The 23,442-nt window shown below is 72.2% G+C and carries 26 protein-coding genes; 20 read left to right on the plus strand and 6 right to left on the minus strand.

Translation table 11 applies throughout. The features are described from left to right. Nucleotides 1-119 precede the first annotated feature (119 nt). Nucleotides 120-1,589 carry an SDR family oxidoreductase gene (locus tag ACFY3U_RS20335; protein ID WP_387203753.1) on the minus strand — a complete coding sequence of 490 codons (1,470 nt, stop codon included), beginning with the start codon at nt 1,587-1,589 and terminating at the stop codon, nt 120-122. Between the two features lie 108 nt (nt 1,590-1,697). Here ACFY3U_RS20335 and ACFY3U_RS20340 point away from each other — a divergent pair, with 108 nt between their 5' ends. The 12 genes from ACFY3U_RS20340 (at nt 1,698) to ACFY3U_RS20395 (ending at nt 11,402) form a co-directional block, all read left to right on the plus strand. Beyond that, a complete protein-coding gene (locus tag ACFY3U_RS20340) occupies nt 1,698-2,114 on the plus strand; it encodes a hypothetical protein (protein WP_387203756.1) in 417 nt (138 codons plus the stop codon). Nucleotides 2,115-2,289: 175 nt separating this feature from the next. Further along, nucleotides 2,290-2,526 carry a hypothetical protein gene (locus tag ACFY3U_RS20345; protein ID WP_387203759.1) on the plus strand — a complete coding sequence of 79 codons (237 nt, stop codon included), beginning with the start codon at nt 2,290-2,292 and terminating at the stop codon, nt 2,524-2,526. Between the two features lie 11 nt (nt 2,527-2,537). Next, complete coding sequence (atpB, locus tag ACFY3U_RS20350; protein ID WP_387203762.1) at nt 2,538-3,335, plus strand: F0F1 ATP synthase subunit A; 798 nt, start codon at nt 2,538-2,540, stop codon at nt 3,333-3,335. 97 nt (nt 3,336-3,432) lie between these two features. Beyond that, nucleotides 3,433-3,669: an ATP synthase F0 subunit C gene (locus ACFY3U_RS20355; protein WP_357110459.1), complete on the plus strand. Its 237-nt coding sequence runs from the start codon at nt 3,433-3,435 to the stop codon at nt 3,667-3,669. Between the two features lie 27 nt (nt 3,670-3,696). After that, complete coding sequence (locus ACFY3U_RS20360) at nt 3,697-4,236, plus strand: F0F1 ATP synthase subunit B (RefSeq protein WP_387203766.1); 540 nt, start codon at nt 3,697-3,699, stop codon at nt 4,234-4,236. Next, nucleotides 4,236-5,057 carry a F0F1 ATP synthase subunit delta gene (locus ACFY3U_RS20365; RefSeq protein WP_387203769.1) on the plus strand — a complete coding sequence of 274 codons (822 nt, stop codon included), beginning with the start codon at nt 4,236-4,238 and terminating at the stop codon, nt 5,055-5,057. Before ACFY3U_RS20360 ends, ACFY3U_RS20365 begins: the two co-directional genes overlap by 1 nt. A gap of 85 nt (nt 5,058-5,142) precedes the next feature. Beyond that, nucleotides 5,143-6,795, plus strand: a complete 1,653-nt coding sequence (atpA, locus tag ACFY3U_RS20370) for a F0F1 ATP synthase subunit alpha (RefSeq protein ID WP_387203772.1) — start codon at nt 5,143-5,145, stop codon at nt 6,793-6,795. A 3-nt stretch (nt 6,796-6,798) separates the two neighbouring features. Continuing rightward, entirely contained in the window at nt 6,799-7,728 is a 930-nt protein-coding gene (locus ACFY3U_RS20375; protein ID WP_387203775.1) for a F0F1 ATP synthase subunit gamma, read from the plus strand. Then, entirely contained in the window at nt 7,728-9,167 is a 1,440-nt protein-coding gene (gene atpD / locus ACFY3U_RS20380; RefSeq protein WP_387203778.1) for a F0F1 ATP synthase subunit beta, read from the plus strand. The genes ACFY3U_RS20375 and atpD overlap by 1 nt, the downstream gene beginning before the upstream one ends. A gap of 212 nt (nt 9,168-9,379) precedes the next feature. Next, a complete protein-coding gene (locus ACFY3U_RS20385; protein ID WP_387204228.1) occupies nt 9,380-10,519 on the plus strand; it encodes an LCP family protein in 1,140 nt (379 codons plus the stop codon). 136 nt (nt 10,520-10,655) lie between these two features. Continuing rightward, complete coding sequence (locus ACFY3U_RS20390) at nt 10,656-10,934, plus strand: F0F1 ATP synthase subunit epsilon (protein WP_387203781.1); 279 nt, start codon at nt 10,656-10,658, stop codon at nt 10,932-10,934. Between the two features lie 12 nt (nt 10,935-10,946). Then, the gene (locus ACFY3U_RS20395) at nt 10,947-11,402 is read left to right on the plus strand and encodes a DUF2550 domain-containing protein (RefSeq protein WP_387203784.1); all 456 of its coding nucleotides are present in this window, start codon (nt 10,947-10,949) and stop codon (nt 11,400-11,402) included. Nucleotides 11,403-11,430: 28 nt separating this feature from the next. Here ACFY3U_RS20395 and ACFY3U_RS20400 read toward each other — a convergent pair whose 3' ends face one another. After that, nucleotides 11,431-12,027, minus strand: a complete 597-nt coding sequence (locus tag ACFY3U_RS20400) for a class I SAM-dependent methyltransferase (protein WP_387203787.1) — start codon at nt 12,025-12,027, stop codon at nt 11,431-11,433. Between the two features lie 130 nt (nt 12,028-12,157). Here ACFY3U_RS20400 and ACFY3U_RS20405 point away from each other — a divergent pair, with 130 nt between their 5' ends. The 3 genes from ACFY3U_RS20405 (at nt 12,158) to ACFY3U_RS20415 (ending at nt 14,831) form a co-directional block, all read left to right on the plus strand. Next, on the plus strand, nt 12,158-13,336 hold the full coding sequence (locus ACFY3U_RS20405) for a sensor histidine kinase (RefSeq protein WP_387203790.1): 1,179 nt from the start codon (nt 12,158-12,160) through the stop codon (nt 13,334-13,336). Further along, a complete protein-coding gene (locus ACFY3U_RS20410; protein WP_387203792.1) occupies nt 13,333-14,031 on the plus strand; it encodes a response regulator in 699 nt (232 codons plus the stop codon). The genes ACFY3U_RS20405 and ACFY3U_RS20410 overlap by 4 nt, the downstream gene beginning before the upstream one ends. An 80-nt stretch (nt 14,032-14,111) precedes the next feature. Next, a complete protein-coding gene (locus ACFY3U_RS20415) occupies nt 14,112-14,831 on the plus strand; it encodes a DedA family protein (protein ID WP_387203795.1) in 720 nt (239 codons plus the stop codon). Nucleotides 14,832-14,852: 21 nt separating this feature from the next. On the opposite strand, the gene ACFY3U_RS20420 is transcribed toward ACFY3U_RS20415, so the two are convergent. Next, nucleotides 14,853-15,272: a VOC family protein gene (locus ACFY3U_RS20420; protein ID WP_387203798.1), complete on the minus strand. Its 420-nt coding sequence runs from the start codon at nt 15,270-15,272 to the stop codon at nt 14,853-14,855. Next, entirely contained in the window at nt 15,248-15,820 is a 573-nt protein-coding gene (locus tag ACFY3U_RS20425) for a cob(I)yrinic acid a,c-diamide adenosyltransferase (protein ID WP_387203801.1), read from the minus strand. The genes ACFY3U_RS20420 and ACFY3U_RS20425 overlap by 25 nt, the downstream gene beginning before the upstream one ends. Between ACFY3U_RS20425 and murA the strand changes: the two genes are divergently transcribed. Then, nucleotides 15,819-17,258 carry a UDP-N-acetylglucosamine 1-carboxyvinyltransferase gene (gene murA / locus ACFY3U_RS20430; RefSeq protein ID WP_387203804.1) on the plus strand — a complete coding sequence of 480 codons (1,440 nt, stop codon included), beginning with the start codon at nt 15,819-15,821 and terminating at the stop codon, nt 17,256-17,258. The genes ACFY3U_RS20425 and murA overlap by 2 nt on opposite strands. 72 nt (nt 17,259-17,330) lie before the next feature. After that, nucleotides 17,331-18,179 carry a 3-hydroxyacyl-CoA dehydrogenase family protein gene (locus ACFY3U_RS20435; RefSeq protein ID WP_387203807.1) on the plus strand — a complete coding sequence of 283 codons (849 nt, stop codon included), beginning with the start codon at nt 17,331-17,333 and terminating at the stop codon, nt 18,177-18,179. Between the two features lie 57 nt (nt 18,180-18,236). Here ACFY3U_RS20435 and ACFY3U_RS20440 read toward each other — a convergent pair whose 3' ends face one another. Both ACFY3U_RS20440 and ACFY3U_RS20445 read right to left on the minus strand, forming a co-directional pair. Then, a complete protein-coding gene (locus ACFY3U_RS20440; RefSeq protein WP_387203810.1) occupies nt 18,237-19,085 on the minus strand; it encodes an ABC transporter permease in 849 nt (282 codons plus the stop codon). After that, nucleotides 19,085-19,930 (minus strand): ABC transporter ATP-binding protein, encoded by an 846-nt coding sequence (locus ACFY3U_RS20445; protein ID WP_387203813.1) that lies wholly within the window; start codon nt 19,928-19,930, stop codon nt 19,085-19,087. Before ACFY3U_RS20445 ends, ACFY3U_RS20440 begins: the two co-directional genes overlap by 1 nt. Before the next feature lie 156 nt (nt 19,931-20,086). On the opposite strand from ACFY3U_RS20445, the gene ACFY3U_RS20450 reads away from it, so the two are divergent. The 3 genes from ACFY3U_RS20450 to ACFY3U_RS20460 are packed head-to-tail and all read left to right on the plus strand — an operon-like array spanning nt 20,087 to nt 23,438. Beyond that, on the plus strand, nt 20,087-20,611 hold the full coding sequence (locus tag ACFY3U_RS20450; RefSeq protein WP_387203816.1) for a PadR family transcriptional regulator: 525 nt from the start codon (nt 20,087-20,089) through the stop codon (nt 20,609-20,611). Further along, nucleotides 20,608-21,288 (plus strand): ABC transporter ATP-binding protein, encoded by a 681-nt coding sequence (locus ACFY3U_RS20455; protein ID WP_387203819.1) that lies wholly within the window; start codon nt 20,608-20,610, stop codon nt 21,286-21,288. The genes ACFY3U_RS20450 and ACFY3U_RS20455 overlap by 4 nt, the downstream gene beginning before the upstream one ends. Next, on the plus strand, nt 21,285-23,438 hold the full coding sequence (locus ACFY3U_RS20460; protein WP_387203821.1) for an FtsX-like permease family protein: 2,154 nt from the start codon (nt 21,285-21,287) through the stop codon (nt 23,436-23,438). The genes ACFY3U_RS20455 and ACFY3U_RS20460 overlap by 4 nt, the downstream gene beginning before the upstream one ends. Nucleotides 23,439-23,442: the final 4 nt, after the last annotated feature.

Below are 23,442 nucleotides of genomic sequence, written 5' to 3' on the forward strand. Positions count from 1 at the left end.
CCCCGGCACCGACCCCGCCCCGGCACTGACCCCGCCGATCTTGCACTTTCTGCCCCGACAAAAGGGGCGAGGGGCACAGAACGAGGGCCCAAAATGCAAGATCGCGGGGGTGTGGGGGGTCAGGAGGGGGTGGGGGGTTCGGCGCCCCGGGCGATGTTGCGGGCCATGCCGCCGAAGACGACGGCGTGGAAGGGGGCGACCGAGCCCCAGTAGAGGTGGCCGGGGAGGCCGCGGGGGAGGAAGACGGCGCGCTGGACGTACCGGCTGCGACCGTTGTCCAGCGGCTCGGCGCGCATCTCCAGCCAGGCCCGGCCGGGCAGTCGCATCTCGGCGCGCAGCCGCAGCAGCTCCCCGGGCACGATCTCTTCGACCCGCCAGAAGTCCAGCGCCTCGCCGACCTGCAGGTGGTGCGGGTCGCGCCGGCCCCGGCGCAGGCCGACGCCGCCGACCAGCCGGTCCAGCCAGCCGCGCACCGACCAGGCGAGCGGGAACGAGTACCAGCCGTGCTCGCCGCCGACCCCCTCGATCACCCGCCAGAGCGCGGCCGGCGGGGCGTCCACCGCCCGCTCCCGGACGTCGGTGTAGACCGTGCCGCCGGACCACTTCGGGTCGGTGGGCAGCGGCTCGGCCGGCGCGTCCGGGCCACTCGCGGTGGACCAGCGGGTCTCCACCTGGGCGTCGCGCACCTTGCGCAGCGCCAGCCCGACGGCCTGGTCGAAGCCGGTCAGCCCGCCGGGCGGGTCGGGGACGAACTCCGCGATGTCGTGCTCGTGCGCCACCGCCTCGTGGATCAGGCTCTCCACCAGCGGGCGGGCGATCGCGTTCGGCACCGGCGTGATCAACCCGACCCAGTGCGAGGAGAGCGACGGGGTGAGCGGCCGGACCGGCACGATGATCCGTTTGCGCAGCCCGGCCACCGCGGCGTACCGCTGCATCATCTGCAGGAAGGTCAGCACGTCCGGGCCGCCGATGTCGAAGGCCCGGTTCACCTCGGGCGGCAGGGTGGCGGCCCCGACCAGGTAGCGCAGCACGTCCCGGACCGCGATCGGCTGGATCCGGTTGCGTACCCAGCGCGGGGTGACCATGGCCGGCAGCCGCTCGGTCAGGTAGCGCAGCATCTCGAACGAGGCCGAGCCGGAGCCGATGATCACCGCGGCCCGCAGCACCACCGTGGGCACGCCGCTGTCCAGCAGGATCCGCGCCACCTCCGCGCGGGAGCGCAGGTGCGGCGACGGCACGCCGGCGTCGTCCTTGGGCTCCGGCCCACCCAGATAGACGATCCGGCGTACGCCGGCCTCGGCGGCCGCCTTGGCGAAGGCGGTGGCCGCCTCCCGGTCGGCGGTCTCGAAGTCGGCCTGGCCGAGCGAGTGCACCAGGTAGTACGCGACGTCCACGCCCTCGAACGCGGCCGGCAACGTCTCCGGCTTGCGCAGGTCGCCCTGCACCACCTCGGCGTCGGCCGCCCAGGGCACGTCGCGCAGCCGGCCGGCCGTCCGGGCCAGGCAGCGCACCTGGTGCCCCTCGGCCAGCAGTCGGGGCGCCAGGCGCCCGCCGATGTAACCCGTTGCTCCGGTGACGAGGCATCTCACGAGCTCCAGTCTGCGGCTCCGTAGACTCCTTCGCTGTGGAGAACGCGAGTCGGACCGGACCGGAGCGCCGGCAGCCCTCGGGAATCACCGGTTGCGGGGCGTACCGCCGTGGTTGAGTCGCGCGCGCCGGAGGCCGCGGCGGACCGCCGTTGGCGGCTGCGGCACCTGCCGGTCCTGCTGGCCGCGTCGGCGGCGCTCGCCGTGCTGGCCGGGGTGGTCGGCGGAGTTGCCGGCGGGGTGGACGCGGCGCTCGGCGCGGTCGCCGGGGTGGCCGTGACCGCGCTCAGCTACACGCTCACCACGGTGGTGCTGGCCTGGGCGGACGGGGTCAACCCGCAGCTGGTGCTGCCGTTCGGGCTGGGCCTGTACGCGGCCAAGTTCACCCTGCTGGGGGTGGTGATGGTGGCCGTCGCGTCGACCGGCTGGGCCGGGCTGATCCCGCTCTGCCTGGGCATCGCGGCCGGCGTCGCGGTCTGGACCGGGGCGCACATCTGGTGGCTGACCAGGGTGCACGCCCGGCGCTGAGCCGTCCCACGCCGCGGAACACGCGGCCGACTGTCCGTGACCGGTCATTCTCCCACGGGCGGAAGGGGAGTAGCGTGCCCCCAGACGAGTGCACCCGGCAGACGCCCACACAACGACGGTTGTGCGGGGGGTGAGGCACAGCCTCGTCTTCCCGGCTGATATCGTTCGCCCCGTCATGGCTGGTGACCAAACCCCCCGATCCACCGGCGGCCCGGACGATGTTCCGACCGGCGCCGGTCAGGGTTGGACCGCGCTCTCGTACCTCATCGGGGGCATGCTCGTCTGGGGTTTCATCGGCTGGCTGGTCGACCAGTGGCTCGACTCCGGCGGCATCGCCACCGGGATCGGTGTCGTGCTCGGCATGGCCGGGGGGATCATCCTGGTCGTCCGCCGGCTCGGCACGCCTACTTAGGAAGGGACGCGGTGTTCGGACAGGCGAACGTCCTGGCTCAGGGCCAGGCGGAATTCCCACCGAGTGTGGGGGACTTCTACCTGCCCAGCATCCTGCCCTGGGGTGCGGAGAACTCGTACTGGTTCACCAAGATCACGGCGATGGTGTGGATCGCCGTCGGCGTGCTGATCATCTTCTTCCTGGCCAGCTACCGGAAGCCTCAGCTGGTCCCGACGAAGAAGCAGTGGTTCGCCGAGTCGATCTACGGCTTCGTGCGGAACAACATCGCGGTCGACATGATCGGGCACGCGGGGGTGCGGTTCGCGCCGTACTTCACCACGCTGTTCTGCTTCATCCTGCTGACCAACTTCTTCGCGATCGTGCCGTTCTTCCAGATCTCGCCGAACTCGCACATCGCCTTCCCGGCCTTCCTCGCCGTGATCAGCTACGTGATGTTCAACTACGTCGGCATCCGGCACCACGGCTTCGTGAAGTACTTCAAGAACTCTCTGGTTCCGCCGGCGCCCTGGTTCATCCTGCCGCTGCTGATCCCGATCGAGCTCTTCTCGACCTTCATCGTCCGGCCGTTCTCGCTGGCGGTGCGACTCTTCGCCAACATGTTCGCCGGGCACATGCTGCTGCTGGTCTTCACCCTCGGCGGCTTCGCGATGATCAGCGCCAACGCCTGGCTCGCGCCGGTCTCGGTGCTGTCCTGGGCGATGACCATCGCGCTCACCTTCCTCGAGTTCCTGGTCATCTGCCTGCAGGCCTACGTCTTCACCGTCCTGACCGCCAGCTACGTCCAGGGCGCGCTCGCCGAAGAGCACTGATCCACCCGGACCGGCGCTCGCGAGGGCGTCGGTCCACCGCACCACCCGTTGTCGTCCCGCGTGATCGTCACGCGTGATACCCAGGAGGAACCAACCAATGGACGTTCTCGCCGCGGTCTCCGGCAGCACCGCCGCCATCGGCTACGGTCTCGCGGCCATCGGCCCGGGCATCGGTGTCGGCCTGGTCTTCGCCGCCTACATCCAGTCGACCGCCCGCCAGCCGGAGTCTTCCCGGATGACCCTGCCGTACGTCTGGATCGGCTTCGCCGTCATCGAGGCGCTCGCGCTGCTGGGCATCGCGTTCGGCTTCATCTGGCAGGGCACCCTCTCCTGATCCCGCCCTTCGACCGGGAGGTTTCCCATGTACTTCTTCGCCGCTGAGGGTGGTGAGACGACCCACAACCCGATCATCCCTGCCTGGCAGGAGATCGTGGTCGGGCTGGTCGCCTTCGCCGTGCTCTGCTTCGTGCTGATGAAGTTCGTCTTCCCGCGCATGGAGCAGACGTTCCAGGCCCGGGTCGACGCGATCGAGGGTGGCATCAAGCGCGCCGAGGCCGCCCAGGCCGAGGCGAACCAGCTCCTCGAGCAGTACCGCGCGCAGCTCGCCGAGGCGCGCACCGACGCCGCCAAGATCCGGGACGACGCCCGGGCCGACGCGGAGGGCATCCGCCAGGACGTCCTCGCCAAGGCACGCGAGGAGTCCGACCGGATCATCGCCGCGGGCAAGGACCAGCTCGCCGCCGAGCGGGCCACCATCGTGCGCGAGCTGCGCACCGAGGTCGGCACCATCGCGGTGGACCTGGCCAGCAAGATCGTCGGCGAGTCGCTCGCCGACGAGGCCCGCCGCAAGGGCACCGTGGACCGGTTCCTGAGCAACCTCGAGAGCACGGGGGCCCGCTGATGCAGGCCGCCAGCCGGGAGTCGTACAAGGTCGCGGCCGAGCGCCTCGACGCGTACGTCCGCGGCGCGGAGCCGTCGGCGGTGGCCTCCACCGCCGACGACATCCTCTCCGTCGCCGACCTGCTGCGGCGCGAGCCGCGGCTGCGTCGGGCGCTGTCGGACTCGGCGCGGGCCGGTGCGGACCGCGCCGGCCTGCTCGGCGAGATGCTCCGCGGCAAGATCGGCGCGGACGCGCTCGACCTGCTGTCGACGCTGGTGTCCGGCCGCTGGTCGGCGCCGTCGGAGCTGCTGGACGGCGCCGAGCGGCTCGGCGTGGAAGCGCTGCTCGCCAGCGCCGACACCGCCGGTGACCTCGGCGAGGTCGAGGACGAGCTGTTCCGCTTCGGCCAGGTCGTCGCCGGCCAGTCGGCGCTGTCCAACGCGCTCGCCGACCCGGTGGCCCCGGTCAAGCAGCGCGCGTCGCTCGCCGAGCAGCTGCTCGCCGGCAAGGCCCGCCCGGTCACCGTCCGCCTCGTCGAGGTGGCCCTCGGCGGGTTCGGGGGACGCTCCTTCACCGGCGCGCTCACCCGGCTGGTCGAGCTGGCCGCCGACCGGCGGGACCGCCAGGTCGCGTACGTGACCGTGGCGGCCCCGTTGAGTGACGACGAGGAGCGACGCCTGGGTGCCCGCCTCTCCGCGATGTACGGTCGAGAGGTTTCCGTCAAGCAGACGGTGTCCCCCGAGGTGCTGGGTGGAGTGAGCGTGCGGGTCGGCTCCGACCTGTACGACGGCACCGTCCTGCGCCGCCTCAATGAGACCCGCAACGCGCTCGTGCAGCGCTGACCAGCGTCTCCACAGCCCTGATTCGACGTCATCGGACCGGTCGGTACCAGGTATCCCGGGCCCTGAGATACTAAGGAAGCAGAGGATGGCCGAGCTGACCATCTCGACGGAGGAGATCCGTGGCGCCCTCGAGCGCTACGTCTCCTCCTACTCGACCGACGTCTCCCGCGAGGAGGTCGGCACCGTCGCCGACACCGGTGACGGCATCGCCCACGTCGAGGGCCTGCCCTCGACCATGACCAACGAGCTCCTGGAGTTCGAGGACGGCACGCTCGGCGTGGCGCTGAACCTCGACGTCCGGGAGATCGGTGTCGTCGTTCTCGGTGACTCCGCCAAGCTGGAGGAAGGCCAGCGCGTCAAGCGCACCGGCCGGGTGCTCTCCGTGCCGGTCGGCGACGCCTTCCTCGGCCGCGTGGTCAACGCGCTCGCCCAGCCGATCGACGGCCTCGGCGACATCGCCAACGAGGGCTTCCGCGAGCTGGAGCTGCAGGCGCCGAACGTGATGGCCCGGCAGTCCGTCGACGAGCCGCTGCAGACCGGCATCAAGGCGATCGACGCCATGACGCCGATCGGCCGGGGCCAGCGGCAGCTGATCATCGGTGACCGCAAGACGGGCAAGACCACGGTCGCCCTGGACGCCATCCTCAACCAGCGGGACAACTGGCGCTCCGGCGACCCGAAGAAGCAGGTCCGCTGCATCTACGTCGCCATCGGCCAGAAGGCCTCCACGATCGCCTCGATCAAGGGCATCCTGGAGGAGGCGGGCGCGATGGAGTACACCACCATCGTGGCCTCCCCGGCGTCCGACCCGGCGGGCTTCAAGTACCTCGCCCCGTACACCGGCTCGTCCATCGGGCAGCACTGGATGTACGGCGGCAAGCACGTCCTGATCGTCTTCGACGACCTGAGCAAGCAGGCCGAGGCGTACCGCGCCGTGTCGCTGCTGCTGCGTCGCCCGCCGGGCCGTGAGGCGTACCCGGGTGACGTCTTCTACCTGCACTCCCGCCTGCTGGAGCGCTGCGCGAAGCTCTCCGACGAGCTGGGTGGCGGCTCGATGACCGGTCTGCCGATCATCGAGACGAAGGCCAACGACATCTCGGCCTTCATCCCGACCAACGTCATCTCGATCACCGACGGCCAGATCTTCCTCGAGACGGACCTGTTCAACCAGGGCGTCCGGCCGGCCATCAACGTCGGCACCTCGGTCTCCCGGGTCGGCGGCGCCGCCCAGGTCAAGCCGATGAAGAAGGTCTCCGGTTCGCTGCGGCTGAACCTGGCCCAGTTCCGTGAGCTGGAGGCGTTCGCCGCCTTCGCCTCCGACCTGGACCGCGCCTCGCAGAACCAGCTCAACCGCGGCGCCCGCCTGGTCGAGCTGCTCAAGCAGCCGAACTACTCGCCGTACCCGGTGCAGGAGCAGGTCGTCTCGGTCTGGGCCGGCACCGAGGGCAAGCTGGACGACATCCCGGTCGGCGAGGTCCGTCGCTTCGAGTCCGAGTTCCTGCAGTACCTGCGGCACAAGCACGAGGGCGTCCTGGCGTCGATCGCCGACGGCAAGTGGGGCGACGACATCTCCGGCTCGCTGGATTCGGCCGTCACCGAGTTCAAGCAGGTCTTCCTGGGCAAGGAGGACGAGCACCGGGTGAACGAGGCGCCGGCCGAGCCGCTGGAGGGGGAGCAGAACCGCGAGACGGTGACCCGCTTCCGGGACGGCACGACCGACCGTCCGGCCGAGAGCTGATCCATGGCTGCCCAGGTACGCGTTCTTCGCCAGCGGATCCGCTCGGCGAAGGGGATGAAGAAGATCACCAAGGCGATGGAGCTCGTGGCGACGAGCCGGATCGCCAAGGCCCAGGCCCGGGTGGAGGCGTCCCTGCCGTACGCCAAGGCCATCACCGGCGTGCTCACGGCGCTGGCGTCCAACGCGCGGATCGACCACCCGCTGCTGACCCCGCGCGAGCGGGTGCGGCGGGCGGGCGTCCTGCTGGTCACCAGTGACCGGGGCCTGGCCGGCGGCTACAGCTCCAACGCGATCCGGATGGCGGAGTCGCTGGTCGCCCGGCTGAAGGCCGACGGCAAGGAGCCGGTGCTCTACGTCATCGGGCGCAAGGGTGTCGGGTTCTACCGGTTCCGCAACCGGGAGATCGCGGCGAGCTGGACGGGCTTCTCGGAGCAGCCGTCCTTCGCCGACGCCCGCGAGGTGGGCGAGACGCTGATCAAGGCGTTCACCGCCGGCGCGGACGACACCGACGGCCACGCCGGGGCGGACGGGATCGCCGGGGTCGACGAGCTGCACATCGTCTTCACGGAGTTCCACTCCCTGATGACGCAGACGCCGGTCGCGAAGATCATCGGCCCGATGCAGGTCGAGGACCGCCCCCGGTCCGAGGGCCTGCTGCCGGCGTACGAGTTCGAGCCGGAGGCGGAGGCGCTGCTCGACGCGCTGCTGCCGAAGTACATCAACACGCGGATCTACGCGGCGTTGATCGAGTCGGCGGCCAGCGAGTCGGCGGCGCGTCGGCGGGCGATGAAGAGCGCCACCGACAACGCCGAAGAGATGATCGAGAAGTACACGCGTGAGATGAACTCGGCCCGCCAGGCCGGCATCACCCAGGAGATCAGCGAGATCGTCGGCGGCGCGAACGCGCTCGCCGCGTCGGGAAGTGAAGTGTGATGACTGCACCAGTGGAGACCAAGACGGCCACCGGTCGCGTGGTCCGGGTCATCGGCCCGGTCGTCGACGCCGAGTTCCCGCGCGACGCCATGCCGGCCCTGTTCAACGCCCTGAACGTGGACGTGACCCTGTCCGGCGGTGAGAAGACGCTGACCCTGGAGGTCGCCCAGCACCTGGGCGACAACATGGTCCGCGCGATCTCGATGCAGCCGACCGACGGTCTGGTCCGCGGCACCGAGGTGCGTGACCGCGGCGAGCCGATCACCGTTCCGGTGGGCGACGCGGTCAAGGGTCACGTGTTCAACGCGATCGGCGAGTGCCTCAACCTCACCGAGGGCGAGACCATCCAGGCCGACGACCGGTGGGGCATCCACCGCAAGGCCCCGGCCTTCGCGGACCTCGAGCCGAAGACCGAGATGCTGGAGACCGGCATCAAGGTCATCGACCTGCTCGCCCCGTACGTCAAGGGCGGCAAGATCGGCCTGTTCGGCGGCGCGGGCGTGGGCAAGACGGTGCTCATCCAGGAGATGATCACCCGAGTGGCCCGTAACTTCGGTGGTACCTCGGTCTTCGCCGGCGTGGGTGAGCGCACCCGCGAGGGCAACGACCTGATCGCCGAGATGACCGAGTCCGGCGTCATCGACAAGACCGCTCTGGTCTACGGCCAGATGGACGAGCCGCCGGGCACCCGGCTGCGGGTGGCGCTCTCGGCGCTGACCATGGCGGAGTACTTCCGCGACGTGAAGAAGCAGGAGGTGCTGCTCTTCATCGACAACATCTTCCGCTTCACCCAGGCCGGTTCCGAGGTGTCCACGCTGCTCGGCCGGATGCCGAGCGCCGTGGGTTACCAGCCGACCCTGGCCGACGAGATGGGCGAGCTCCAGGAGCGGATCACCTCCGTCCGGGGCCAGGCCATCACCTCGATGCAGGCGATCTACGTGCCCGCCGACGACTACACCGACCCGGCGCCGGCCACCACGTTCGCCCACCTCGACGCGACCACGAACCTCGAGCGGTCGATCTCCGACAAGGGCATCTACCCGGCCGTGGACCCGCTGGCGTCCTCGTCCCGGATCCTCGCCCCGGAGTTCGTCGGCGAGGAGCACTTCCGGGTCGCCACCGAGGTGAAGCGGATCCTGCAGCGCTACAAGGACCTGCAGGACATCATCGCCATCCTCGGCATCGAGGAGCTCTCCGAGGAAGACAAGATCACCGTGGCCCGGGCCCGGCGGATCGAGCGCTTCCTGTCGCAGAACACCTACGCCGCCGAGCAGTTCACCGGCGTGCCGGGTTCGACCGTCTCGATCGCCGAGACGATCGAGGCGTTCAAGAAGATCAGCGAGGGTGAGTACGACCACTTCCCCGAGCAGGCCTTCTTCATGTGCGGCGGGCTCGAGGACCTCGAGGCCAAGGCCAAGGAGCTGATGTCGGAGGGCTGATCCGCCCCACGACCTCGAAGGACCACCCCGGCACCCGCCGGGGTGGTCCTTCGCCGTTCCGTGGACAGCGCGCCCGTCGCCGTGGTCGCCGGGGTACGCAATCGGGCGCGGCACGCGGTACCGTCGTGCGCGACGTCACGCAACGGGCGTCGATCCGGTGCAACTTTTCGGTACGCGCGCCCGTCTCTACTTCGTGGGCGTGACGAATGGAGATGCTCGTGGGTAAGGCCGGCGGCGGCAAGAAGTCGTCCATCTGGTCGGGGGTGCCGCGGTGGGCGCGCACCTGCACGGTGTTCGGCACCGTGCTGATGGTGCTCAGCGGCGCGGTGCTGGTGAGCTACGAGGCGCTGCTGGCCCGATACGAGGGCGCGGTGGGCAAGGCCGACCTCTTCGGCGACCAGGCGGCGGGCGCCAAGGAGCGCAAGAGCGACATCAAGGGCCCGTTGAACATCCTGCTGGTGGGCGTCGACCCGCGGCGGCCGGAGCAGCGGCCGCTCTCCGACTCGGTCATGATCCTGCACGTCCCGACCTCGATGGACCGGGCCTACCTGTTCTCCATGCCGCGTGACCTGGTCGTCGACATCCCCGAGTTCCAAAAGGCGGAGTACCGGGGCGGCTCCGACCGGCTCAACGCGGCGATGTCGCACGGCAGCAACGTCCCCGGGCAGAACCCGAGCACCCCGCAGGGCTTCGAGCTGCTCGCCAAGACCCTGCAGAACACCACCGGTATCAAGCGCTTCGACGCGGGCGCCATCATCAACTTCGGTGGCTTCCGGCAGATCGTCGACGCGATGGGCGGCGTCGACATGTACATCGAGCGGGACGTCCGCTCCGAGCACCGCAGGCCGGACGGCACCATGCGGACGCTGAACTCGGGCGGACACTACGTCGGCCCGCAGGCGGAGTACAAGAAGGGCAACGCCCACCTCAGCGGCTGGCAGGCGCTGGACTACGTCCGCCAGCGCTACCCGGTCAACGGCGTCCCGGACGCCGACTACGGCCGCCAGCGGCACCAGCAGCAGTTCATCAAGGCGATGGCGGGCAAGGCGCTCAGCGGCGACGTGATCACCAACCCGATCAAGCTGGACAAGGTCGTCCGGGCCGCGGGGGAGTCGCTGACCTTCAACGGCCGGGGCAACACCGTGGTCGACTTCGCGGTCGCCCTCAAGGGCATCCGGCAGGAGAACATCGAGATGATCAAGCTGCCGGGCGGCCCGGTCTTCGACGGGAAGACCTACAAGGGGGAGAAGTTCGTGCCGGCGGTGGCCGACTTCTTCACCGCCCTGCAGAACGAGCAGCTCGACGCCTTCATGCTGGAGCACCCGGAGTTCCGCCAGAAGCAGCAGAGCTGAGCCGTACGCCGCCGCCGGACCGGCCGCGGCGACGGGTGACCCGAGGTGGGTGGTGGAGGTCTCGCCACCCGCCTTGGGGCGCAGCGGACGCCACGACTAGACTTTGCCCAATCCGCCGCCGCAGCAAGGAGACAGCGTGGCAACTCAGCTTCACGTCGAGCTCGTAGCCGTCGAGGAGAAGGTCTGGTCCGGTGAGGCCGAGATGGTCGTCGCCCGGACGACCGAGGGTGAGCTGGGTGTGCTGCCGGGGCACGCGCCCCTGCTCGGCCAGCTCGCCGAGCCCAGCCAGGTCCGGATCAAGCAGGCCGGCGGCCAGCAGGTCGCGTACGACGTGGCCGGCGGGTTCCTGTCGGTCACCGGCGAGGGCGTGACGGTGCTCGCCGAGAGCGCCACCCCGGCCACTCCGGCGCGCTGAGCCGTTCCGCCGATGGAGATCGTGGAGGGGATCGGAATCGGCGTGGCGGTGGTGCTCGCCGCGCTTCTGATCCTCTTCGCCCGGCGGGCCCTGGTCACCCGCAGCGGGGGCATCATCCGGCTCAGCGTCCGGGTCACCACGGTGCTCGACGGGCGCGGCTGGTCGCCCGGCTTCGGGCGGTTCGCCGGCGACGAGCTCCGCTGGTACCGGATGTTCAGCTTCGCGATCCGGCCCAAGCGGGTGCTCTCCCGCAAGGAGTTGGTGGTGGAGCGCCGCCGGCTGCCCGAGGGTCAGGAGCGCCTCTCCATGCCGGGCGACTGGGTGATCCTGCGCTGTACCCGCCAGCACGCCCCGGTCGAGATCGCCATGGCGCGTTCCACGGTCACCGGTTTCCTCTCCTGGCTCGAGGCCGCCCCGCCCGGGGCGGCCTCGCCGCGTATGGCCTCCCAGGACTGGCCGGCCGCCTGACCGCCGCCTGAGCGCCGTTTGAGCGCTGTCAGCGCGCGGTGGCCAGCGGGCGCCGGCAGTGGTAGACCAGCGCCGGCGGCAGGTTGGCCCACACCGTACGGCCCACGGTCACCTCGTCGAACGTCTCGTGGAGCAGCCGCCGGAAGCGCCGCGCCGCCGGGCTGAGCAGCGCGTGCCGATAGGCGAAGGTGGTGAAGGCGCCGCCCGGGGCGAGCCCGGCGGCCACCGCGCCGAGCACGGCGCGCTGACGCTGCCCGCTGAACGCCGCCCAGGGCAGGCCGCTGACCACGACGTCGGCGCACGAATGGCCGCGGGCGGCCAGCAGCTCACCGAGGGTCGCCGCGTCGGCCAGCACCACCTCCACGGCCGGATACCGGCGAGCCACCCGCGCCGCGAAGCGAGGGTTGATCTCCAGCGCCAGGTGCCGGCCGCGTCCGGCGAGCCGGCCCTGCACGGCGCCGGTGAAGGCGCCGGTGCCGGGGCCCAGCTCGACCACCACCGGGTCGCCCGCGCGGGGCACCGCCGCGGTGATGTCGGCGGCCAGCCCCGCGCCGCTGGGTGCCACCGCTCCGACGGTGAGCGGGTGCCGGGCGAACTGCTTCAGGAACGTCGAGGAATCGGTCACGCCGACCGACGCTAGGGGCGCCCCGGGCCGGGCACGATCGCTCCGCCGGCCCGTCCGGCGGCCACCCGGAGGAGGGCGCCCGGCCAGTGGGAGGACGGCCCGGCGACCGGCCTTCCGTAGGGTGGACCAGGTGACGGGTCGATGGTGGCGCTGGCCGGAGCTGCTGCTCGGGCTGATGGCGGCCCTGCTGGGCCTGGCCACCGGCGTGAACAGCGCGTTGCCGGCCGCCGACCGGGTACGCCACACGTTGCTCGCCGTCGTGGCCGGTCTGCTGCTCGTGGCGGTACGCCGGTGGCCCTGGCCGGTGCTCGCGGTGGAGACCGCGTTGATGGTGGTCGCGGTGCACCTGACCCCGTACGGCTCTGGCAACCCGTTGCTCGGCGCCGCGCTGGCGCTGGGCTTTGTGGCGTACCGGTCGGGCTGGCGCTCCATCGGCGTGGCGTTCGCGCTGTTCCTCGGCGCCGTCTTCTACTCGGTGCTCGCCGCGTCCCCGGCCGGCTCGTTCAGTGGTGGGGCGGGCCTGCTGCGTCTGCTCACCCTGCTCGCGGCGGCGGCCGCGCCGGTCGCCTTCGGCCGTTACCTCGGCGGCCTGCGCAAGGCCGCGGCGGTGGCCGAGGAACGGGCCCGGGAGGCGGAGGCCCGGCAGGAGATGCAGACCCGGGCGGCCCGGCTGGCCGAGCGGGCCGGCATCGCCCGTGACCTGCACGACATCGTCGCCCACCACGTCGCGGCGATCGCGCTGCAGGCCGGAGCGTCGCAGTACGCCATCCGGCGGACCGGCCGGGTGGACGAGGCGGTGGCCGCCTTCGGCGAGCTGAGGTCGACGGCCGGCCGGGTGCTGGACGAGCTGCGCGAGCTGCTGGAGGTGCTGCGTGACCCCGAGGCGGTCGAGGGAGGGGCCCCGATGGTGGAGCCGGAACAGATCATCACCGAGGCGCAGCGCCTGGTCCGGGCGGCGGGGCTCAGCGTGCAGGTGACCGTCGACGACCGGGCGGCGCACACGCCGCTGGTGGTGCGCACCACGGCGGCCCGGGTGATCCAGGAGGGGTTGACCAACAGCCTGAAGCACGCCGGTCCGGGCGCGATCGCCACGGTCGCCGTGCGGGCGGAGCCGCCCGGGCTGGTGGTCGAGGTGCTCGACAGCGGCCCGGAGCGGCCCCGGCCCGAGCCGGTCCTGCCCTCGTCCGGGCTGGGGCTGATCGGCATGCGGGAACGGGTCGGCCTGCTCGGCGGCACCCTGACCGCCGGCCCGACCGGCGCGGGCGGTTGGCGGCTGCAGGCCCGGCTACCGGTACGGGAGGCGACATGATCCGGGTGCTGGTCGTCGACGACCAGGCGATGGTACGGGCCGGCGTGGGCCTGCTGCTGCGTACCGCCGGCGAGTTCGAGGTGGTCGGCGAGGCGGGTGACGGTCTCGAAGCGGTACGCCTCAGCGAGCGGCTGCACCCCGACGTCATCCTGATGGACCTGCGGATGCCCCGGCTGGACGGCATCGAGGCGACCCGGCGGATCGTGGCCCGGCAACCGGGAGCCAGGGTGCTGGTGTTGACCACCTTCGCCGAGGACGCCGACGTCTACGGGGCGCTGGGCGCCGGGGCCATCGGCTACCTGGTCAAGGACGGGGAGCCGGAGGACCTGCTGGACGCGGTCCGCCGGGCGGCCCGGGGGGAGCCGCTGGTGGCGCCCCGGGTGCTCGCCCGGATCGTGCAGCGGGCGCTCGGCGCGCACGACCGGGAGGCGCGGGCCGGGTCCGGCGACCCGCAGCCGGGCCTGCGTCTGCTCAGCGCTCGGGAGCGGGAGGTGCTGGCGCTGGTCGGCGCCGGGCTGTCCAACGCGGAGATCGGCGCCCGGCTGCACCTCGGGGTGACCACGGTGAAGACCCACGTGTCGGCGGTGATGGAGAAGTTGGAGCTGCGCAACCGGGTGCAGGCGGCCGTGCTGGCGCACCGGCTCGGCCTGGTGGACGACGACTTCAACCCCGTACCCGAGCGGCCGGCGCCCTAGGGGATCGACCGGCCACTCGGAGGACCCGGCGCGGCCGACGGTAGGGCGGCACGGCCGCCGCGGCGCGGCACGCTTGTCAGGTGACCTTCCTCAGCTCTCTGCCGGACCGGCTCGGCGCCCTGCCGCCCGGGTACGTGCTGCTCGCCGCCGCCGCGATCCTCGCCGCCGAGGTGGGCCTGCTCGTCGGTGTGGCACTGCCGGCGGCGACCACCATGCTGACCGTCGGGCTGCTGGCCCGGGCCGGTCGACTGGACCTGTCGGCGGCGCTGGCCGTCACCACGGCGGCCGCCCTCGTCGGTGATCAGCTCGGCTACCTGGAGGGCCGGCTGCTCGGGCCGCGGCTGCGCGTCTCCCGGCTCGGCCGGTGGGTCGGCGAGCAGCGGTGGCGGCGGGCGGAGGCGTTGATCGAGCGCCGGGGTGGCGTCGCCGTGCTGGTGGGGCGGTGGACCGCCTTCGCCCGGACGCTGGTGCCCCGGGTGGCGGGGATGGCCGGCCTGCCGTACCGCCGGTTCCTACTCTTCGACGCGGCGGCGGTGCTGGTCTGGGTGCCGGGCACGGTGCTGGCCGGGTGGGCGTTCGGTGCGCTGCCGGCCGGGCTTCCGATCGCCGCCGGTCTGCTCCTGGCGGTCGGGGCCGTGGTGGCCGTCGGGCGGCGGCTGCGCGGGCGCCGGGCCGTCCGCCGCTCCTGCCCGGGGCCGGTACGCGGGGCGCGCCGGCTCGCCGGGTCGGTGCCCGGCCCCCGGCGGCCGGGGGCGTGGCGCACCGCCCCGACCCGCCGCGGCGCGCTGGACCGCTCCTGACCGGCTCGGCGACGGGCCCGCTCAGTCGACGGTGCCGACCAGCTCGACCTCGTACCCCTGCCCGTCGGTGAGGTAGCCGGCGTAGGTGTCCGGGCCGCCCGCACGCGGGTGCCGGTCCGGAAAGAGCAACGTCCAGCCGTACGCCGGCGCGGCGGCGACCAGCCGGTCCACCGCGGCGGGCGGACCGGCGTGGAAGGCCAGGTGGTTGAGCCCCGGCGCGAGCCGGTCGTGCACCCGCCCGGTCAGCGCCGGAGACTCCTCCATCACCAGGTACGTCGGGCCGAGCCGCCAGGACCGGCCGGCGGGCCAGTCCTGGTACGGCGTCCAGCCCAGCTCGCCGAGCAGCCAACCCCAGCCACGGGTGGCCGCGTCGAGATCGGGTACCCACAGCTCGACGTGATGCAGCGCCCCGACGCTCAGCGCTTTCCGCCCGGGACCCATAGCACATCGCCCGCCGGATTTGCCGTTCTTGACAGGATAAAGAGCAGATCGGAGAGCCGGTTGAGATACTTGGCCGGGAGCGGGCTGGTCCGGTCGGGGTCGTGGGCGACCAGGGCCCAGGCCGCGCGCTCGGCGCGCCGGGCGATGGTCCGGGCCACGTGCAGCAGCGCCCCGCCGGCGGTGCCGCCGGGGAGGATGAAGGAGTCGAGCTTGCTCAGGCGCCCGTTGTACTCGTCGCACCAGCCCTCGAGGCGCTCCACGTACTGCTCGGTGACCCGCAGTGGCGGGTACTCCGGGTCGGGCTCGACCGGGGTGGCCAGGTCGGCGCCCACGTCGAACAGGTCGTTCTGGATCGAGCCCAGCACCGTACGCAGCTCGTCGTCGAGCTGCCCCAGCGCGAGCGCCACGCCGATCGCGGCGTTGCACTCGTCGACGTCCGCGTACGCGGCGATCCGCGGATCGGTCTTCGGCACCTGCTCGTTGTTGCTCAGCCTGGTCATGCCGGCGTCGCCGGCCTTGGTGTAGATGCGCGTGAGGTGGACGGCCATGACGCACAGCCTACGGATACCGGACCTGACGATCCCGGCGCGGCCGGACCCGACCGGCTGGTCCGGCGGGGTGGGGCCGGGTGACGCGGGGGACCCGGCGGTCGACGACGTCGACGTCATCCGGGTGGCCGGCGACGCCCGGCTGGCCGGCACGGTGCACGTGGTGGGCGCGAAGAACTCCGCGTTGAAGCTGATGGCGGCGGCCCTGCTGGCCCCCGGCCGCAGCGTGATCACCAACGTCCCGCGGATCACCGACATCGCGATCATGGGCGAGGTGCTGCGCCGGCTCGGCTGCGGCGTCCGGTTCGACGCCGACGACCCGGTGGACCCGATGGTGGCGCTCGGCGGCGTCGCCCGGTCCCGCTCGGTCACCATCGACGTGCCCGAGCAGCCCGGCTCGGAGGCCGACTACGACCTGGTCCGCCGGCTGCGCGCGTCGATCTGCGTGCTCGGCCCGCTGCTGGCCCGCCGGGGGTACGTGCGGGTCGCCCACCCGGGCGGCGACGCGATCGGCTCGCGCGGCCTGGACATGCACATCTCCGGGCTGACCCGGATGGGCGCCGACATCTCCGGCGAGCACGGCTTCGTGATCGCCTCCGCCCCGGACGGCCTGCACGGCGCCGAGATCGTGTTGGACTTTCCGAGCGTGGGCGCCACCGAGAACCTGGTGATGGCCGCCGTGCTGGCCCGGGGCGTGACGGTGATCGACAACGCCGCCCGGGAGCCGGAGATCGTCGACATCTGCACCATGCTCCAGCAGATGGGCGCGCAGATCACCGGCGCCGGCACGTCCACCCTGCGGATCGTCGGCGTACCCGCGCTGCACCCGGTGCGGCACGCCACGGTGGGCGACCGGATCGTCGCCGGCACCTGGGCGTTCGCCGCCGCGATGACCCGCGGGGACGTCACGGTCACCGGCGTGGAGCCGGCGTACCTGGAGGTCGCGCTGGACAAGCTGGTCTCGGCCGGCGCGCTGGTCGAGACCCGCGGCGACGCCTTCCGGGTACGCGCCGAGGACCGCCCCACCGCGGTGGACGTGGTCACCCTGCCGTTCCCCGGCTTCGCCACCGACCTGCTGCCGATGGCGATCGGCCTGGCCGCGGTGAGCGACGGCGCCTCGCTGATCACCGAGAACATCTTCGACGGGCGGTTCATGTTCGCCAACGAGATGATGCGGCTGGGCGCGGACATCAAGACCGACGGCCACCACGCCGTGGTCCGGGGCCGCGACCGGCTCTCCGGCGCCCCGGTACGCGCCACCGACATCCGGGCCGGCGCCGGGCTGATCATCGCCGGGCTCTGCGCGGGCGGGGGCACCGAGGTCTCCCACGTGCACCATGTCGACCGCGGCTATCCGGACTTCGTCGCCGACCTGAAGGCGCTCGGGGTCGAGGTGGAGCGGGGCAGCGTCCCGGAGGCGCCGGACCTGACCATCTGACGATCCGTCCTTATCCCTCGTTCAGTAGGGTGCTCCCAGACAGTGGAGAACCACGGGCGAGGGAGTGAGCAGATGGCGGGTCGACTCGCGGTCGTCGGTGCCGGGCTGATGGGCTCGGGCATCGCCCAGGTGGCGGCGCAGGCGGGCTGGCAGGTGACCCTGCGGGACGTGGACGACGCGGCCACGAGGCGGGGCGTCGACGGCATCCGGAAGTCGCTGACGAAGTTCGCCGAGAAGGGGAAGATCGAGGCGTCCGAGGTCGAGGCGACCCTGGGCCGGATCACCCCGACCACCGAGCTGGAGGCGGCCGCCGACGCGGACATCGTGGTCGAGGCGGTCTTCGAGAAGATCGAGATCAAGCACGAGGTGTTCCGCGCGCTGGACAAGATCTGCAGGTCGGACGCGATCCTGGCCACCAACACCTCGGCCATCCCGGTCACCCAGATCGCCACCGCGACGTCCCGTCCGGAGTCGGTCGTCGGCACCCACTTCTTCTCGCCGGTGCCGATGATGAAGCTCTGCGAGCTGGTCCGCGGCTACAAGACCAGCGACGAGACGCTGGCCACCGCGAAGGCGTTCGCCGAGGAGATCGGCAAGACCGTCGTGGTGGTCAACCGGGACATCGCCGGCTTCGTCACCACCCGGCTGATCTGCGCGCTGGCCATGGAGGCGGTCAAGCTGGTCGAGTCCGGCGTGATCTCCGCGGAGGACCTGGACACCGCCTGCAAGCTGGGCTTCGGCCACGCCATGGGCCCGCTGGCCACGGTCGACCTGACGGGCGTGGACGTGCTGCTGAACGCCACGAAGAACATCTACACCGACACCGCCGACGAGAAGTTCTTCCCGCCGGAGCTGCTCCAGCGGATGGCCACCGCCGGCGACCTCGGCCGCAAGACCGGCCAGGGCTTCTACCCGTACTGAGCCGTAGGCCTGAAAAAGGGGGCCGGGCGCACGCGCCCGGCCCCCTTTTCGCGGCGGTCAGCCGTCGCGCTTGGTGGTCCAGCGGAAGGTGGTCAGGCACAGCGCCAGGCCGATGACCACCCAGGCGGCCAGGACGAGCGCCACCCGGCCCAGCTCGAACGAGCCGCCCGGCTCCTGGGCGCCGAAGCTCTCCGGCAGGAAGACCGCCCGCAGGCCCTGGCACATCCACTTCAGCGGAAAGAGCGCGGCGACCTGCTGCATCCAGGTCGGCAGGTCGGTGAAGACGAAGAACACCCCGGAGATGAACTGCAGGATCAGCGCGACCGGGGTGACCACGGCCGAGCCGCTGCGGGCCGTCCGGGCCAGCGACGAGATCGCGATGCCGCAGAGGGTGCAGGCGGTCACCCCGAGCACCGCGACCCAACCGAAGGTGAGCCACTTGCCGGCCGTTGCGGGCAGGTCCAGGTCGAACAGCAGCACCGCGAAGGCCAGCAGCAGGGCGGTCTCCGCGATGCCGATCGCCACCACCATGATCACTTTGCCGGCGAACCAGACCCACTTGGGCATCGGCGTGCCGCGGTAGCGCTTGAGCACGCCCCGGTCCCGCTCGATCGGGATCCAGATGCCGAGGTTCTGGAAGCTCACCGTCATCAGGCCGGTCGCGATCATGCCGGTGATGAAGTACTGGGTGAACTTCACCCCGCCGCCGATCGTCCCGTCGAAGATCGACGCGAAGATCAGGATCATGATGATCGGGAAGCCCATCGTGAACACGACGGACTCCCGGCTGCGCAGGAACTGGGTGATCTCCAGCCGGCCCTGCCGCAACGCCAGGGCGCCCGAGCCGAGGCGCCGGGCACCGGGGGCGGCGGCGACCGGGGCCGCCGGCTTCGTCGTGGTCGTCATCAGTTTCCGATCATCCGCAGGTAGACGTCTTCCAGGGTCGGCCGCTTCACCGTGAGGCCGGGGACCTCGCCGCCGAAGCGCGTGGCCAGCTCCGCCACCAGCGCCGTCGGCGTCGCGCTCTGCGCGCTCTCCACCGTCCCGTCCGGGGTACGCCAGGAGACGGTGGCCAGCGCCTCCTGCCGGTCGCCCAGCCGGTCGGGCGGGGCCACCTCGACCAGCCGACCGCCGGCGATCACGCCCACCCGGTCGGCGAGTGATTCCGCCTCGTCCAGGTAGTGGGTGGTGAGCACGATGGTGGTGCCGGCGGCGGCCAGGTCCCGGATCAGCTCCCAGAACTCGCGCCGGGCCTCCGGGTCGAAGCCGGTGGTCGGCTCGTCCAGGAAGAGCAGCTCGGGGCGGCCGATGATGCCCAGCGCCACGTCGAGGCGGCGCTTCTGCCCGCCGGAGAGGGTGTGCGTACGGGCCTTCGCCTTCTCGGCCAGCCCGACCCGCTCGACCACCTTGTCCGGGTCGTCGGCGTCCGGGTAGAAGCCGGAGAAGTGCCGGACCACCTCGGTCACCGTCAGCTCGTCGAACTCGCCGGTGCCCTGCAGCACGATGCCGACCCGGGAGCGCCAGTCGGCGGACGGTCGGGCCGGGTCGCTGCCGAGCACGCTGACCTCTCCGGCGTCCCGGTGTCGGTACCCCTCGAGGATCTCCACCGTGGTGGTCTTGCCCGCGCCGTTCGGGCCGAGCAGGGCGAACACCTCGCCCCGGCGGACGTCCAGGTCGACCCCCGCCACCGCGACGTTGTCGCCGTACGCCTTGCGCAGTCCCCGTACGGAGATCGCGAGCTCGTCATCCATGCCGTCAAGTGTGCGGCTCCACCACCGCCCCGTGCCGCCCGGGGTGTGGTGGTGTCGGCCATACGTCATCGGCCGCGTTACCGGGCCGGAGCTGCGGCGCGAAGCAATACGCTCAGGCTATATACGCGGCGTATACCCTCAGCGTATTGTCGAGACATGACGGTGCCCCTGACCCTGCTCGGTCTGCTCGACCGCCAGCCGAGCCACGGCTACGACCTGAAACGTGACTACGACACCTACTTCGGCCGCGGGAAACCCCTGCCGTACGGGCAGGTCTACGCGACCCTGGGCCGGCTGGCCCGCGACGGCAAGGTGGTGATCAGCGACGTTGCCCCCGGCGCCGGCCCGGACCGTAAGCGCTACGTGATCACCGACCTGGGCGCCACCGAGGTGGAGCACTGGCTCACCGAAACGGTCGAGCCGGAGCCGCACCTGCAGACCGTCCTGTTCGCCAAGGTGGTGCTCGCCCTCATGCTCGACCGCCCGGCCGAGGAGTACCTGGACAGCCAGCGCACCGCCCACCTGCGCCGGATGCGGGAGCTCACCGAGATCAAGCGGGCCGGCGACCTCGTCGACGGTCTGCTCGCCGACCACGGCCTCTACCACCTGGAGGCCGACCTGCACTGGATCGAGACGACCAGCGCCCGGCTGGACGCCCTACGGAAGGCGGTACGCCCATGACCACGCTGATCGAGGCGCGGGACGTGCGGTTCTCGTTCGGCGACACACCCGCGCTGCGCGGCGCGAGCCTCGCCGTGGACGCCGGAGAGATCGTCGCCGTGATGGGCCCGAGCGGCTCCGGCAAGTCCACCCTGCTGCACTGCCTGGCCGGCATCCTCGTCCCGGACTCCGGCGACATCCTGTTCGACGGTGCCCGGATCGACACCCTCGGCGAGGCCGAACGCAGCCAGCTGCGTCGGGACCGCTTCGGGTTCGTGTTCCAGTTCGGGCAGCTCGTTCCCGAGCTGACGGCCGTGGAGAACGTGGCCCTGCCGTTGCTGTTCGGCGGCGTGCGCCGGGCCGCGGCGCTGCGGGAGGCGAGCGGCTGGTTCGAGCGGCTCGACCTGGCCGGGCTGGAGCGGCGCCGGTCCGGGGAGCTGTCCGGCGGTCAGGCCCAGCGGGTGGCGCTCGCCCGGGGCCTGGTGGCCCGACCACGGGTGCTGTTCGCCGACGAGCCTACCGGGGCACTGGACTCGCTCACCGGCGAGCAGGTGATGGACCTGCTCGTGAGCACGGCCCGCGAGCAGGGCACCACGGTCGTCCTGGTCACCCACGAGGCCCGGGTCGCCGCGTACGCCGACCGGGAGGTCGTCGTCCGGGACGGGCGGGTCAATGCGCCGGCGCGGGTGGCGTCGTGATCGGCCTCGCGCTCCGCCTGGCCGTGGCCGGTGGCCGAGAGGCGCTCACCCGACTCGTCGTCATCGCCGCCGCGGTCGCGGTCGGGGCCGGCATGCTGCTCGCCACGATCGCCGGAGTCAACGCGACCACCGCCCAGTTCACTCGGTACGCGACGATGTACCCGCAGCCGACGCCGGGCGACCGCACCGACCCGCTGCTGTGGTCCACCCGGGACGACTTCTTCCAGGGTCGGCCGATCATCCGGATCGACGTCGCGGCGACCGGAGCTCACGCGCCCGTCCCGGTCGGCGTCCCCCGCGTCCCGCAGCCGGGGGAGTACTACGCCTCGCCCGCGCTGCGGCGACTGCTCACCGCCGTCCCGGCCGACCAGCTCGCCGACCGGTACGGCCGTCGCGCCGCCGGCCCGGTCGGCGACGCGGCGCTGACCTCGCCCGACACGCTGCTCGTCATCGCCGGTCGCACTCCGGAAGAGGTTCGGAAGCTACCCAACACGCGGCCGGTCACCCGGATCGGAGACAACCTCCCGCCTCTCCCCCGGACGACCATCGACCTCGTCCTCGGGGTGGTGGCGGGTGGGTTGCTCTTTCCCGTCCTGGTCTTCATCGGCACCGCCACCCGGATCAGCGCGGCCCGCCGCGAGCAGCGGTTCGCGGCGATGCGGCTGACCGGCGCCACCCCGCGCCAGATCTCCGTGGTGGCGGCGATGGAAGCGGCCGTCGCGGCCACGGCCGGCACCGCCGTCGGCTTCGCGCTCTTCCTCGCGTTCCGCGAGCGGCTGGCCGGCATCCCGTTCACCGGCATGCCGTTCTTCACCGACGACCTGTCCCTCGGGCTGCCGGGAGTGCTGCTCGTCGCGTGCGGCGTGCCGGCCGCGGCGGCGGTCGCCGCGTGGGTGTCGCTGCGCCGGGTCCGGATCTCCCCGCTGGGCGTGAGCCGGCGGGTGACGCCCCGCCCGCCCCGGGCGTACCGGCTGCTTCCGCTGGTGCTCGGCGTCGCCGTCCTGGCGTTCGCGTTCGTCTACCGGCCGGAGAGCGCCGACGGGCAGACCGCGCTCTTCCTGCCCGCGCTGCTGCTGGTGATGACCGGGCTGATCCTCGGCGGGCCGTGGCTCACGATGGTGGGCGCCCGGGTGCTGGCAGGTCGGGCCCGTCGCCCGGCCGCGCTGATCGCCGCCCGACGGCTCGCCGACAATCCGCGGGCCGGGTTCCGGGCCATCAGCGGCGTCATGCTCGCGCTGTTCGTCACGACGGTGGCCGTGGGCGTGATGGCGACCATCGAGGCCGAACGCGGCCCCGCCCCGCAGGGCTCCACCGACGCCGCGACGCTCTCGCTCCCCCTCCCGGAGACCGGCACGCCGCCGGTGCCCGCGTCGCTGCCGGCCGACGTGCGGGCGGTCCCTGGCGTACGCGCGGTTGCCGTGATCCGGAAGAACCCGGCGCGCACCGCCGACTTCGGCGTGATCGCCTGCGCCGACATCCCGCCGCAGTACGGCCGGTGCGCCGCCGGTGCCACCGTCGCCGAGGTGCCGGAGGGCCTGATCCCCTGGAGGGAAGAGGCGTCCCCCGACCGGATCTGGCCCGCCGCCACCGTCGACCCCGCCGACCTGCGGCGCATGGCACCGCTGAATGTGGTGGTGAACGTCGACGGTGTCGCCGCCCAGGAACGTGCGCGGACCGTGCTGGAGCAGCAGTTTCCCGCCTTCTTCGTGGCCCCGCACGCGCCCGGTGACTTCGAGGCGGAGTTCACCGACGTCATGCGCGGCTGGCGGCAACTGGCCGACGTCGTCGTCCTGGTCAGCCTCGCGCTCGCCGGGTGCAGCCTCGCCGTGAGCGTGGTGGGCGGTCTCAGTGAACGTCGGCGTCCGTTCAGCCTGCTGCGGCTCGCCGGGGCGCCGGTACGGGCGCTGCGCGGGGTGGTCGCGCTGGAGAGCGCGGTGCCGATGCTGGCCGTCGCCGGCGTCGCGGTGGGGATGGGGCTGGTCTGCGCGCAGCTGTTCCTCCGGGCGCAGATGCACTACACGCTGCGCCCGCCGGGGGCGGGGTTCTTCGCGATCGTGGGGGTCGCGCTGCTGGCCTGCCTCGGCGTCATCGCGGCCACCCTGCCGCTGCTGGAACGCCTCACCGGGCCGGAGACCGCGCGCAGCGAGTGAGCGC

It is taken from the genome of Micromonospora sp. NPDC000089 (genome assembly GCF_042899365.1).
Lineage (GTDB): Bacteria > Actinomycetota > Actinomycetes > Mycobacteriales > Micromonosporaceae > Micromonospora.